Annotated in this window: 12 protein-coding genes; 8 read left to right on the forward strand and 4 right to left on the reverse strand. The window is 36.5% G+C overall.

The genetic code is table 11. The features are described 5' to 3' along the window. Positions 1–181: 181 nt before the first annotated feature. From SFA27_RS00335 to SFA27_RS00370, 8 genes are all read left to right on the forward strand, one after another. Positions 182–676 (forward strand): hypothetical protein, encoded by a 495-nt coding sequence (locus tag SFA27_RS00335; protein WP_264519373.1) that lies wholly within the window; start codon positions 182–184, stop codon positions 674–676. Positions 677–705: 29 nt separating this feature from the next. Then, on the forward strand, positions 706–1,533 hold the full coding sequence (locus tag SFA27_RS00340) for a YoaK family protein (RefSeq protein ID WP_047377980.1): 828 nt from the start codon (positions 706–708) through the stop codon (positions 1,531–1,533). Positions 1,534–1,850: 317 nt separating this feature from the next. Further along, positions 1,851–3,641 (forward strand): DNA mismatch repair endonuclease MutL, encoded by a 1,791-nt coding sequence (gene mutL, locus SFA27_RS00345; RefSeq protein ID WP_047377981.1) that lies wholly within the window; start codon positions 1,851–1,853, stop codon positions 3,639–3,641. 6 nt (positions 3,642–3,647) lie between these two features. Then, positions 3,648–4,376 carry a rhomboid family intramembrane serine protease gene (locus SFA27_RS00350; protein WP_047377982.1) on the forward strand — a complete coding sequence of 243 codons (729 nt, stop codon included), beginning with the start codon at positions 3,648–3,650 and terminating at the stop codon, positions 4,374–4,376. A gap of 9 nt (positions 4,377–4,385) precedes the next feature. Beyond that, positions 4,386–5,378, forward strand: a complete 993-nt coding sequence (locus SFA27_RS00355) for an endonuclease/exonuclease/phosphatase family protein (RefSeq protein ID WP_047377983.1) — start codon at positions 4,386–4,388, stop codon at positions 5,376–5,378. Positions 5,379–5,451: 73 nt separating this feature from the next. After that, positions 5,452–6,423 carry an endonuclease/exonuclease/phosphatase family protein gene (locus SFA27_RS00360; protein ID WP_407295380.1) on the forward strand — a complete coding sequence of 324 codons (972 nt, stop codon included), beginning with the start codon at positions 5,452–5,454 and terminating at the stop codon, positions 6,421–6,423. 4 nt (positions 6,424–6,427) lie between these two features. Next, positions 6,428–6,790, forward strand: a complete 363-nt coding sequence (locus SFA27_RS00365) for a hypothetical protein (RefSeq protein WP_264519369.1) — start codon at positions 6,428–6,430, stop codon at positions 6,788–6,790. A 28-nt stretch (positions 6,791–6,818) separates the two neighbouring features. Further along, complete coding sequence (locus SFA27_RS00370; RefSeq protein WP_407295383.1) at positions 6,819–7,229, forward strand: hypothetical protein; 411 nt, start codon at positions 6,819–6,821, stop codon at positions 7,227–7,229. Between the two features lie 96 nt (positions 7,230–7,325). Here the strand turns inward: SFA27_RS00370 and SFA27_RS00375 are convergent, their stop codons facing one another. The 4 genes from SFA27_RS00375 to ftsZ all read right to left on the reverse strand — a co-directional run bounded on the left by SFA27_RS00375 (position 7,326) and on the right by ftsZ (position 12,266). After that, positions 7,326–8,840: a GH3 auxin-responsive promoter family protein gene (locus SFA27_RS00375; protein ID WP_407295385.1), complete on the reverse strand. Its 1,515-nt coding sequence runs from the start codon at positions 8,838–8,840 to the stop codon at positions 7,326–7,328. A 105-nt stretch (positions 8,841–8,945) separates the two neighbouring features. After that, positions 8,946–9,356, reverse strand: coding sequence for a BrxA/BrxB family bacilliredoxin (locus SFA27_RS00380; protein ID WP_027372869.1), 411 nt, complete (start codon positions 9,354–9,356; stop codon positions 8,946–8,948). A 449-nt stretch (positions 9,357–9,805) separates the two neighbouring features. Continuing rightward, the gene (locus SFA27_RS00385) at positions 9,806–10,252 is read right to left on the reverse strand and encodes a GatB/YqeY domain-containing protein (protein WP_047377988.1); all 447 of its coding nucleotides are present in this window, start codon (positions 10,250–10,252) and stop codon (positions 9,806–9,808) included. Between the two features lie 100 nt (positions 10,253–10,352). Beyond that, positions 10,353–12,266 carry a cell division protein FtsZ gene (gene ftsZ, locus SFA27_RS00390; RefSeq protein WP_264519367.1) on the reverse strand — a complete coding sequence of 638 codons (1,914 nt, stop codon included), beginning with the start codon at positions 12,264–12,266 and terminating at the stop codon, positions 10,353–10,355. Positions 12,267–12,284: the final 18 nt, after the last annotated feature.

The raw sequence follows: 12,284 nt of genomic DNA on the forward strand, positions 1-12,284 counted from the left end.
GAGCAATTTCGTCATTTAACGATTTTGCGTTTTTTTGTCATATTAACTCTCCTTAACAATTTTCTAATCTCATTTTAATCTCTTTAATCACATTTTAATTCCGTTCCAAAGATCCTCTAATATGGTCGTTCTAATTTTGTATTATCAAAAAAGATAAACACAATACAAAATAATAAAGAACATGGCTAAAACAATTTTAATTGCAACAGATTACTCTCTTGAGTCATTGAATATATTGAAAAAAGTACTTAAGGAGAAAGATGCATCAGAAGATCAGGATCAATATAATATACTTCTGACTTCCGGGTATGATTCCGGAGATTCTATCAGAGATCTTTTATTCACTACCAAGACATCGGTTTTTAATAAAATAAGACCAAAAGAGTTCTGTGATGCCTATGGAATTATCAGTAATAAATATCCTCATTTGGTTAATAAAATCATTTGTGATGTTTTTACAGGAAGCTTCCAGAGAACATTCAACCAGTACGTAAAGGCGGAAAATATTGAGGAAGCTTACTATTCTCCATCCATCAAAAGCAAAGGAAATGGTAAGTTCGATCTGATTCCTTATATCAAAAAATGCAAAGAACTGCAATCCCATGAAATTACCGTTGAAGTAAGAGAAAGACTTCCGGAAAGGGGAAGGCTGGCAGAGATCTTTGTAGAGGTCTAAAAAATAAAACACTATTTAAAAAATAAAAAATGTTAAGAAATTATAGTAACAGCAGGACACTGGGAGATAATATCAGGTTGGGGACGCTGACTGCCTTCACGGCAGGTACTATAAACATTGCTTCCCTATTGATATTTCTTTCTTTTACCTCGAATGTAACGGGACACTATGCTATTTTAGCGGCAGAAATAAGTAAAGGAAACTGGACTCAGGTTGCCGTCGTAGGTGGATGGATCTTTTTATTCTTCTTCGGAAGCTTTCTATCCAACTTTATTGTCATCAATTTTAATAAGAAAAGTAAATATTTTGCCCATTCTATGCCTATTGTGCTGGAAATTATATGTCTTCTTTTCGTGGGAATATACGGGCAGTTTTACTATCAGAAAACTTTAGAGGAAACAGAATATCTGGTTGCATTGATGCTTTTTGCCACCGGACTGCAAAACGGTCTTACAGCAAGTATCTCCAACTTCTCTGTGAAAACCACACACCTTACCGGAACAACCACTGACCTGGGAATCCTGGTATCTATGTTTACACAGAAAAAATACAGAAAAAACGGTGAACTGATTGGCAGAGCAAAACTTCTGATGAGTATTATGCTTGCATATGTTATGGGAGCCGTGTTCTCGGGATTGACTTATTACTACTTGGAATTCAGAGTCTTTTATGTAATCAGTCTATGTCTTCTGATTGTCATAGGGTATGATGCCTATAAAATTCATATCCGCCACTTCAATACGAAGTACAGATACAACAGGATTTACAGAAAGCCCAATGTATTTGCTTACCTGTATGAGAAAATCCATGGAATTCCTCAAAGAGAGAAGAAAAGAAAGCTTGTCTTTGAAGATTAAAATATAAAAACACACTATTAATTTTTTGTATAAACTAGCTGTAAATGCCCTTATTTTATTATAGAATAGGGGCGTTTTTCTGAAAATTATCTTACACATCTGCAATTTTGTTATTTTTTTACCATACTTTTCATGCTTATAGAAATGAAAATTCCCGGTCCAGACAAATAAACACGCTAAAGCCCTTCATTACAAACATTAAAAAAATTGGTTGGGGATAAATAGGCAAAAATGTTGATAATTAAATATTAAATCACGGTTTTGGTATTTTAATTCCCATTTTCATTGACTATTTTTGTAAGTTGATTTACGTTTTTATGTCAGATATTATTCAGCTTTTACCGGATCATGTAGCGAACCAAATTGCAGCGGGAGAGGTGGTGCAGCGGCCTGCATCCATCGTGAAAGAACTTTTGGAAAACGCTATAGATGCAGATGCAACAAAGATTGAATTGATCATCAGAGATGCCGGGAAAAACCTTATTCAGGTGGTAGATGACGGAAAAGGAATGTCCGAAACAGATGCACGAATGGCATTTGAAAGACATGCTACCTCCAAAATCAAAGGAACAGAAGATATCTTTAAGATTGCCACAAAAGGCTTCCGTGGTGAAGCTCTGGCCTCTATTGCAGCCGTTTCTCAGGTAGAGCTCAGAACGAAACAGCAAGACACATCTATTGGAACCAACATTTATATCGAAGGTGGGGTTTTCCAGTTTCAGGACCCGGTTCAGACGGCAGACGGATCAAATTTTTTAGTAAAAAATCTTTTCTATAACGTTCCTGCAAGAAGGAAGTTTTTGAAAAATAATAATATTGAATTCAGGCACGTAATTGATGAATTTCAGCGTGTTGCATTGGCTCATGAGAATCTGGAGTTTTCTCTTTTTCATGATGACGAAGCTGTTTTCAGACTGAGAAAAGGAAGCCAGATGCAGCGTATCGTAGATGTTTTCGGAAGAAAACTTCAGCCGCTTTTGATTCCTATTAAAGAAGATATTATCTGGTGCAAGCTGCATGGTTTTGTTGCCAAGCCTGAAGGAGCCAAGAAAGCAAGAGGAGAGCAGTTTCTTTTTGTGAACGGAAGGTATTTCAGAAGTCCATACTTCAATAAAGCAGTACAGGAGGCCTTTGAAGGATTGCTTCAGCCCGGATATGTACCTTCATTTTTCCTTTTTCTGGAGCTTGATCCGGAGAAAATTGATGTGAATATCCATCCGCAGAAAACCGAAGTGAAATTTGAAGATGAACATCTTATTTTTGCTTTGCTCCGCTCAACCATCAAAAGATCTTTAGGGATCTATAATGTTTCTCCAAGCCTTGATTTCGACAGAGATCCGGAATTGGATGAAATGATGAATAAGCCAATACCAAGTAAAGGAAACGGTGGAGGAAGCGGTTTTGTAAAAATGCCTGAAATCATTGTAGACAAAGATTATAATCCTTTCCTGGAAGAAAAAAATGTAGTACATCCGGAAGAAATTCAGAATCTTACGGAAATGTACCATCAGAATATTACTGCAGAGCCTTCAAAGATCAATTTATTTGAAGATGAAGATTTTGATGAAGATTTGATGAGACTTCCGAACGGTTACTGGCTTTTCAATAAAGGAGATGTTACGCTGATGCTGGATCTCGGAAGAATGCACAGATTATTGGTTTCTGAAGGAAATAAATCTACCAGAAAATCAAACACAAACAGTCATGCCCTTCTATTTTCTCTGGAATATCATATGAATGAGATTGAGAAGACAAAATATAATTCGATTAAAAAATATCTTCCGGAATTAGGGTTTGACATGAAAATTGCTCATGAAAGTGTACTTCGAATAGATTCTCTTCCTGAAGGACTGAAAGAAACCCAGGCGATGAAATTCCTGGAAAACCTTTTTGAAATCCTGGAATACAAGACAGAAGAAGAATTTTTGCAGTATTACCATAATCAGTGGAGCAAAATGCAATCGAAGTCAAGATTTGACTTTATTTATAAAAAAGATGCGGAACAGCTTATCAAAGACTTTACAGCACTAGGCTTCCCGGAGTTTTTACCAGATGGGAAAAGATGCTATTATGAAGTTCCGTTTAACGATTTTAAAAACAAATTTTAAAAATTTATGTTTAACAATATACCTCCAATTACAAGGAACATTATTATTATCAATGTTATAGTATTTATTGTTACCTACTTCATGGGAAACCAGATGATTGGTTATCTCGCGGGCTTTTATCCGTTCTCACCTTTTTTTCATTCGTGGCAGGTTATTACACATATGTTCATGCATGGAAGTATCATGCATATTTTATTTAATATGATGACACTCTTTAGCTTTGGGCCAATTCTGGAACAAACATTAGGAGATAAAAAATATTTGATTTTATATTTTGTAAGTGGTCTCGGGGCATTCTTCCTTTTTAATTTGTGGAACTTTGTAGAAGTTCAGCAGCTTTCCCGTGAGTTGGAACAACTAGGATTTAATGTAAATGCATATCTGTCTGGTGCAAGTGTTGAATTTACAGGGAATACAGATTCCATTCTTAAACAAAAAGAATTACTGGAAAGTTTCAAAGGTATTGTAGCCACACCCATGGTTGGTGCTTCCGGAGCAATTTTCGGAGTTGTAGCTGCATTTGCAACACTGTATCCGGATTCTAAAATTGGGATTATGTTTATTCCGGTTCCGATTAAAGTAAAATATTTGCTGCCTATTATTGTTGTTGTTTCCGTATACCTTGGGCTTTCCGGAAATGGTGGTGGTATTGCTCACCTGGCTCACGTAGGAGGAGCTTTGGTAGGGTGGCTGCTGGCACTCAATTGGAAAAAGCATTTGTATAGATTCAATTAAAATAATTTTGTGAAGATTTTCCGCCTCATACTATTCATTTTACATCTTGGAATTCTGGTTTTGCTGCTGGGAACATTATTGAACGCATATATTCCACCAAAGGTTTTTCCATGGTTTAATTTGCTTTCTTTAGGCTTTCCGGTGCTGATGATCTCTTATATCATTCTAACAATATTTTGGGTATTCAGCTGGAAAAAGAGAGCTTTTGTATTTATGTTTCTGGGATTGGCTTTTATCAATCCTGTAAAACGATGGGTAAATTATTCTTCTCCTAAAAATGGAAATTCAGAAATAAAAATAGTCTCCTTCAATACCAGGGCGGGTGGAAGAGGAAATCCCGAAATCGGACCTTATCTGAAATCTCAGAATGCGGATGTTATTCTTCTGCAAGAGGATTCAGGGCGAGAATATCAATTTGAAGGGTACCAAAAAGCAAGTCCTGAAGTGGGCGTTACTGTCTTAACTCAACATAAGATTATTGGATATAAAATAATAGATCCACACGATGAAAGTGTAAGGATTCCCGGGCTGCAGGTTGATATTGAAATTAGAGGAAAGGTTTACCGGTTTATTGATGTTTATCTTCATCCGTTCCAATTTGACAAAGATATGGTGAGGCTTAATAGAAACACCGATGATAACGAAAGAAAAGTTAAGGGTGTTGTTAAAAGGTTGATTCCTACCTTTAAAAAACATCAGGAACAGGTTGGTTTGATTCGTGAAGTAATAGAAAATTCACCTTATCCTGTTATCCTTGCCGGAGACTTCAATTCTGTACCTAATTCTTACGAATATTACCATTTGTCAGATGGGCTTGAAGATGCGTTTTTAACGGCAGGAAAGGGAAGTGCAACCAGTTTTCACGATTATAAATTCCCCATCAGGATAGACTATGTTTTTTCTTCAAAATCATTAAGGGCAATATCTTATGAAGTTGACCGTTCTGTAAGTATTTCAGATCATTATCCTGTCATCGCGAAATTTTCTACGGAGAATAAATAATCATAAAAAGAGTTAAAATTGTCTGCTTGGTAGGATTTTTGTTGAAAGAAAACCGTACCAAGACCGTTTTTTCATGAAGTCGAATCAGATATTACTATTTATACATATCGTTATTGCCGTTTTGTTGTTATGCACCTTAGGGAATGCATGGATTCCACCTAACCTTTTGGGCAATCTTAATCTTCTATCGCTTGGTTTCCCCTATCTTATACTGGCACATATAGTTCTTACACTAATATGGATCTTTAAAAAACAAAAAATAGCTATTGCTTTTGCATTAGGTACACTTATTTTCTATAACCCGATCAGACGATGGATCAACTTTTCTCCAAAAACAGAGAATGTGAAAACAATACGGGATATTAAAGTATTGACATTTAATGTAAAATATGGGGAATACGGCTGGGACAAAGTAAAAAATTATATCAAAGAACAGGATGCAGATATTATCCTTGTGCAGGAAAAAGATACCAACCGCGCCATAAAACGGGATCTTATAAAATATCCTTCTGTTATTCTGAAAACAAAACATAAAATTCTTAGACAGGCCGAGTTAATTGATGAAAAAGCGCGTGGAAATTCATTCTACGCTGATATTGATATCAATGGAAAAGTCATCAGAATAGTGAATGTTTATCTTGAGCCTTTCAGACTTCATAAATCTATGTTTACGAAACTTGACGGATTAGGTTTTGGAAATATTTCGGCATTACTTTCTCATATGACGCCCACATTTCTGGCCCATGAAGATCAGGTGAAAAGAATCAGAAAGATGGTAGATTTATCACCTTACCCGGTTATTTTAGCCGGAGATTTTAATTCTGTTCCCAATTCTTATGAATATTACAACCTGGGAAAAGATCTTCAGGATGCCTTTTTAGTAGCAGGAAAGGGAAGTGCAAGCAGTTTTCATGACTATAAAGTACCTTTGAGAATTGATTATATCTTCAGTTCAAAATCTATCATTCCTCTAAGCTATAAAGTAGACCAGTCTGTGAAATTATCGGATCACTATCCTGTAATTGCAGAATTTCTGCTAAATTAGTTCCATGAAAAATATACTGTCTGCAATTTTTATTTTCGCAATCCTTCTCACTGCGTGTTCCAAAAAAGAATCTCCGGGATTCGCTGCGGAAGAGGAAGTTAAAAGGAGCTATGATACTATTGCTGTTGATTCCTTTTCTACCGGCGCAGTTTCAGTAGATATTGCCAGAAAGATAAGGATGTCTTCCCCTCAATATCTTGACTCTGTAAAACAGGCTAAAAAGCTTCAGGAAGAGGAGAATAAGATAAAGGCAGAGCTTGAAAAAGAAAATAAAGCAAAACAGGAAGAGGAAAAGAAAAAAACTGAAGCAGAAAAGAAACAGAAACCTGCAGAGGCACCGGCTGCTCCAGAGACTAAAACACAATAAAGTCAACATCATTAAAACAATATACAATATGAAAAAAACAATCCTTGCTGCAGCAGTGATCTCAGTATTCACTGTAGCATGCACAAAATCAACAACGAAAACAGAACAAGTAGAAAACACTGACGGATCAGTTACCACTACTACAACCACCGTTACTGAAACTCCAACCACCGTTGACACAGCAAAAATCAACAATGCAAAAGAAGATGTAAAAGCGAAAGTAGACGCAGCTGGAAATAAAATTGACGATGCTGCCCAAAAAGCTAAAGATAAAATTGATGCCACTGCAGACAAGACAAAACAGGACCTCAATAAAGCAGGGCAGGATATCAAAGCTGAAGCCAACAAAGTAGGAAAAGATGCAAAAGAAGCTGCCAAAAAAGGAGCTTCAAAAGTAGAGGAAGCTGCCAAAAAAGTAAAAGAAGATTTAAGTAAATAAAAATAAAAGCCGTAATTCAACTGAATTACGGCTTTTATTTTTAAGCATTTATTGTGTATGTTGTTTGACATATTGCTTTGCATTTAGAAATAATCTTTATTTATTCATTTCCAGCAAAGGTTCAATATATTCTCTGTCGTTGCTTAATCTTGGTACTTTATTTTGTCCGCCAAGTTTTCCTTTAGCTTCCAGCCACTGATAGAAAAGATTGTTTTTAGCGATATGTACGATAGGTCTTTTAAGCGTTATATTGTTATATCTCTTTGCTTCATAATCTGAATTAATGGTCTTTAAATGCTTGTCAAAAGCATCAATAAAGTGATCCAGATTATCCGGATGCTGACTGAATTCAAAAATCCATTCATGGGCACCTCCTTCGTTTCCTTTCATAAAGACAGGAGCTCCTGTGAAATCCGTGATCTGTGCTCCTGTAGCTTCACATGCCTTTGAAAGGGCAGATTCCACATTGGTGATCATCAATTCCTCTCCGAAAGCATTGATGTAATGTTTTGTTCTTCCGGTTATTTTAATTCTGAACGGGTTGGTGGATGTAAAGACAACGGTGTCGCCAATAAGATATCTCCACAGGCCGCCGTTGGTTGTAATAACCATTGCATAATTTTTCCCCACCTCCACATCTTCCAGACTTACCACTTTCGGATTTGAAAAATGGAACTGATCCATGGGAATGAATTCATAAAATATACCATAATCAAGCATCAGAAGCATCTCATCACTATCTGATCTGTCCTGTATCCCAAAGAAACCTTCAGAAGCATTGTAAATTTCGTAGTAATTGATGTTTTTTCCGATGATCTGCCTGAATTGCTCCCTGTAGGGCTTGAAACTGATTCCACCGTGAAAAAACACCTCCAGATTCGGCCATAGCTCTGAAATACTTTCGATATTGGTTTCCTTTAATACTTTTTGAAGAAGAACCATCATCCAGCTTGGTACCCCAAGGATACTTCCCACATCTTCATTTTTTACTTCAGAGGTGATCGCCTTCAGCTTGCTTTCCCATTCTCCCATCAAAGATACTTTCTTGCTTGGGGTTGTGGTAATTTCCACCCAAAACGGAAGGTTGTCAATTAAAATAGCGGATAAATCCCCAAATTTTGTGTTGAAATCAGCATACAGTTCAGAACTTCCGCCTAAACGTAAATTTTTATAATTAAAAAGCTGATTTTCGGGATGGTTATTGGCATAAATGGAAACCATGTCCTTTCCTGCCTTCATGTGGCAGTATTCAAGGCTTTCGGCAGAAATAGGGATGAATTTGCTCTTGGCATTGGTAGTTCCCGATGATTTGGCAAAATGCTTAATGAGTCCCGGCCAGCTTATATCTTTTTGTCCCTGTCTTGCTTTTTCAATATAAGGTTCCATTTCTTCGTATGTAACAATCGGAACCTTGTTTTTAAAATCCTGATAACTTGATATCGAATTGAATCCGTATAGTTTACCATATTCCGTATCTTCAGCATGAAACAGTTGAGAAAAGAGTATACCTTTCTGGGTTTCAATGGGATGGTCCATGAAATTCTGTATCTGATCTATCCTCTGACGGATGAACCAGTTTACCACGGTATTGAAAAGTGCTTTGGTTGCCATTCCAACAAATATAATGATATTTGAATTTTCTGAAAATTTTTTACATAATTAAATAAAAAAACCGTTACAAAATTTGTAACGGTTTGATATTTAGATTATTGTTTATTAGCAATACTCGTCATATGCAGCCTGAAGGTTTGCTGCAATAGCTCCTGCAGGGTTCCCTTCGATGTGGTGTCTTTCCAGCATGTGAACCAATTCACCATCTTTGAAAAGTGCTACACATGGAGAACTTGGAGGGAATGGAGCAAGGTGTTTTCTTGCCTCTACTACAGCCTCAGTATCAAATCCTGCAAATACAGTTGTTAAATGATCTGGTTTCTTATCTCCTGTTAAAGAGTATACAACTCCTGGTCTTGCGGCACCTGCAGCACAACCACATACAGAGTTAATTACCAATAATGTAGTTCCGGACTGCTTCAATGCATCTTCTACCTGAGCTGGAGTTGTCAAGTCCTGGAAACCTTTATCTGTAAGCTCTGCCTTCATAGGCATTACTAAATCTGTTGGATACATATATTTTGTTTTTATCTGCACAAAGTTAAGCATTTCTTTGCGTTTGTTCAATATATAAAAACTATCAATCGATTAGTCATATAAAATTAATCAAATATTAATATTGTAATAATATTCAAAAAAAAGTGAATTAAGACTAGGAATAATGGAAAATTATTATTAATTTTGAAATGATTCTGAAAAACAAACGACCATGAAAAAAACATTTAAGGCTTTCCCTCAAGCAATCAACCACTTAAATACTCTATGAAATATGGTAGTATCTTAATTCTTTTTACAGTTTAGAATCAAAACTGATTAACAAACTTTAATATCCAAAGAAAGTGAAGCCCGGAACTGAAAAGTTCCGGGCTTCTTTAATCAAATCGATATGCAAAGGTTGTATATCCTAATATAAATAGTTGATAGAAAATAAGTTGAGGGATTTGCCTTCAACGAATCGTATTCAACTAAGACAGCAGCTTTTTAGCCATCTCAGAAATACTTTTCCCATCTGATTTTCCGGCTAATACTTTCGATGCGGCTCCCATTACCTTCCCTAAATCCTTGATAGATTCAGCTCCGGTTTCAGAAATAATATTTTTAATTTCTGTTTCAAGTTCTTCAGCAGAAAGCTGCTTAGGTAAAAACTTCTCAATTACCTTCATTTGAGCTTCTTCTACTTCTGCAAGATCCTGTCTCCCCTGAGCAGAAAATTGCTCGAAAGAATCTTTACGCTGTTTGATCATTCTCTGCAGAATAGCAATTTCCTGCTCTGCGGAAACTTCAGCACCTCTTGCTTCTGTTTGTAAAAGAAGAATCTGAGATTTTACAGCACGAAGAGAGTCCAGAGCTACTCTGTCTTTTTCTCTCATGGCTGTTTTTATAGCTTCGCTTATTATATTTTCTAAACTCATGGTATTCTTATTTGTACTAATGTAAAAGGTATTAATGTACTGATGAACGAGTATGTAAAATCATTAATACATTTTACATCAATACATTAATACGCTTATTTTAGTCTACGTCTTTATTTAAAAATCTGTTTTCTCTGATCTGCATAGATCCGTTGTTGTCAGAAAGATACGTGTTAATGTTCTGATCTGAAGCATTGGTTCCGTCGATCGAAATATTTTTTCTTTTGAAAGCAGGAATAGATTCAAATTCGCTGGTGCTGTCAAAGCTCTGGTAGCGGGAGTTGAATTCTTTCAATTTATTTCTTCTTTCAATCACTCTGTCCTGGTCGATCGTTTTATTCACAAAAGTGAATTCTGATTCTTCTGTTTTCGGAGTTTCAATTTCTGTTTTGTTTTCAAAAGCAGTTCTTGTTTCAGCTTTTGGTTCTTCCTGTTTCTGGTAGAAGGTTTCAATCTTCTGAGCCGGTTCAGCTACGGCAGCGTTGCTGGGATTATTAAATTCTGCTTTTGGCTGTCCAAAATCGGTATTAGGCTCATTTCTTACAGGTTCGTTTACAAAGAAGCTGAATTCAACAGGTTTTTCTTCTGAAAAAGAGTTGCTGAAAGTACTTCCCGTCTGTGGCTCATCTTTTTTGTTCTCGAAATCAAATGAGAAAGATTGAATTTCCAGGTCATTTGGATCTTCACTCTCTTCGTCAATAGTAAATAAGCTATATTCCTGCTCACCTTCTTCTTCGTTTCTCCAGCCCTGTTCAGGCGTATTTACTATATCTTCCTCTTTATCAGAGAATTTTATTTCGGGTTTCACCTGTTCTTCTTCAAGAATCATTTTTTTTTCAATAGATGTAACCTTGAACTGTGTACCGTGGTCTTCATCATCTAATCTGAAATGATTGGCTCTGCTTGAATCATAGGTTGTATCAGGTGCAGATTCTCTTTCCTCTCTTGTTTTGAAAGGGGAGTTTTTCGGAGCATCAAAGCTGTCATTAAGACTGATTCTGATTTTCTCTGTAGGTCCTGCAAACTTCTTATTGTCGTTAGAGAATCCTGTTGCAATAACAAGAACGCTCACGGCATCTCCTAATTCTTCATCAGCCCCCACCCCGAAGATAATATCAGCTGTATTTCCAGCTTCTTTCTGAATGTGGTCCATAATGATACCAATCTCATCCATGGTAACTTCTTCAGCACCACTTCTGATCAATAACAGAACGTTTTTGGCACCTGTAATCTTATTATCATTCAATAAAGGAGAATCAAGAGCCTTTCTTACGGCTTCTTCAGCTTTATTTTCACCTGAAGCAGTTCCTGTAGACATCAATGCGGTACCTGAATTCTGAAGTACAGATTTAGCATCTCTAAAGTCAATGTTTACATCAAAGTAACCTGTAATAACTTCTGCCATGCCTTTGGCTGCATTGGCTAAAACTTCATCGGCTTTTGAGAACCCTTGCTTGAATCCAAGGTTTCCGAACTGCTGTCTTAGCTTATCATTGTTGATCACAATTAATGAATCAACATTATTTTTTAATTTATCAAGACCATTTTCAGCCTGATCCAATCTTCTTTTACCTTCAAAACTGAAAGGAACGGTAACAATACCTACAGTAAGAATTCCCATGTCTTTTGCTACTTTTGCAATGACAGGAGCAGCTCCGGTACCGGTACCACCACCCATTCCGGCAGTGATAAACACCATTTTGGTGTTTTGTCCCATAGCAGCTTTAATATCTTCAATACTTTCGATTGCAGATTTCTCTCCCACCTCAGGGTCTGCACCAGCTCCAAGACCTTCTGTGATTGTGGTTCCTAGTTGAACTTTATTAGCGACCGGGTTATTATCTAGAGTTTGAGCATCTGTATTACAAATCACGAAATCTACTCCGTGAATTCCTTTCTCGTACATGTGCTTCAGAGCGTTGTTTCCACCGCCCCCTACACCGATTACTTTTATGATGGATGAATTTCCTTTTGGCAAATCAAATGAAAATCCTTGTGTACCTATATTTTCCATAACTATACTTTTAATAAT

Origin of the sequence: Chryseobacterium sp. HR92 (assembly GCF_045689405.1) — a bacterium.
In the GTDB taxonomy this organism is placed as follows: Bacteria; Bacteroidota; Bacteroidia; order Flavobacteriales; family Weeksellaceae; genus Chryseobacterium; species Chryseobacterium viscerum_A.